Origin of the sequence: Propionivibrio dicarboxylicus, from assembly GCF_900099695.1 — a bacterium.
Taxonomy (GTDB): domain Bacteria; phylum Pseudomonadota; class Gammaproteobacteria; order Burkholderiales; family Rhodocyclaceae; genus Propionivibrio; species Propionivibrio dicarboxylicus.
Window position 1 is genome coordinate 1 of sequence record NZ_FNCY01000043.1, and the last position, 1,471, is coordinate 1,471.

Consider the following 1,471-nt stretch of genomic DNA (forward strand, 5'->3'; position numbering starts at 1 on the left):
GGCAACAACCTGATCGAGAAGAACAAGGCCGAGTTCAACGCCAAGAAGGCGTCGATCGTCGCCAGGATCCATCAGCAGGTCGGCTTCATCAAGTAGTTTCGCCAGAGCACCGCGCCGGAAAGTTTCGGGGCGGTCGGGGCGAGCGTCGAGAAAAACAATAAACGGCGTTCGCGATTCTTGGCGCGACGGGCATTCAGTCAGAGAGCTTCCTGGGCAAGCGGCTTTACGCCGCCGGCCGGGACGTGCTCAGCCTGCTTTTCGCGCATTCAAACAGTGTTGCCAAGGGGAAATCGATGATTACGTTGTTGGCATATGGAATGATCGTAGCGTTTCTGGTGTTGTTGACGCTGCGAAAACTGACGGTGTTTACGGCGCTGATTCTGGTACCGATCGTCTTCGGTATCGCTGCCTGCCTGATCACCGGCAAGGATCCGGTGTTGATTTTCGACTGGGTGAAGAAGGGACTCTTTTTCAGTCAGAACGCCGTAACGCATAAGGTGCGAATGGGTGTCATGTCGGGGCTGGCGCTGATCCTGTTCGCCATCCTGTATTTTGGCATCATGCTCAAGGCTGGGTTGTTCGATCCGCTCTGTATCTTCTTCATCCGGCTTGCCAAGGGCGATCCGCTCAAGGTCTGCCTGGCCACGATCATGGTGGCGAGCATGGTTACGCTCGACGGCGACACGACGACGACTATTGTCGTTTGCACGGCGGCCTTTCTGACCTTGTTCAAGCGCATGGAAATGAAGCTGTCGTATCTCGCGGTGCTGATCACGTTGCCGGTCGGCATCTTCAACCAGTTGCCCTGGGGTGGGCCGCTTGTGGCCAATGCGACGGCGCTCGGTGTCGATATGTCGACGCTGTTCCGTCTGATTCTGCCGGGTATGCTGGTGGCGTGGGCCTATGTCATTGGCGTCGCCTACTGGCTTGGCTTGAAGGAGCGGAGGCGTTTGAACTACGATCCGGCGCATTCGGCCAATGTGACGCCCGAGCACATCGAGGAAATGATTGCATCGGTGAAGAATTTCGAGCCCGACTTCAAGCGTCCGCGCTACTTTTTCTTCAACCTGGCCCTGACGGCCTTGGTTGTCGGCGGGTTGGTCGTTGACCTCGGCCATGGTGGTGTCCTGTTCATGATCGGTTCTGCTATCGCCTTGACCGTTAATTATGATACTGATGTTCAAATGGAACTCGTTCGCAATTGTGCCTCGGATGTGCTGGTCCCTTCGCTGGCGACCTTTGCGGCTGCCGCATTTACCGGCATCCTCGGGAATAGTGGTATGTCCACCGCGGTGGCGAACAGCATTCTCTCGGTATTGCCGCAATCGCTTGGCGTGCATATGGCGCCGATCTACGCGTTATTGGCTGCGCCGGCGATCTGTTTCCTGCCGCAGGATGCCTTTTACTTCGGCATCGCCGCCATCGTCGCGCCGGTCGGCAATCAACTCGGTATTTCGACTGAGCAGATCGC

1 protein-coding gene is annotated in these 1,471 nt (G+C 56.9%); it reads left to right on the forward strand.

All coding sequences use genetic code 11. The features are described 5' to 3' along the window. Positions 1-317: 317 nt before the first annotated feature. Positions 318-1,471, forward strand: a 1,154-nt coding sequence (locus tag BLR25_RS20805) for an SLC13 family permease (RefSeq protein ID WP_176786016.1), incomplete at its 3' end; no start/stop codon positions are given.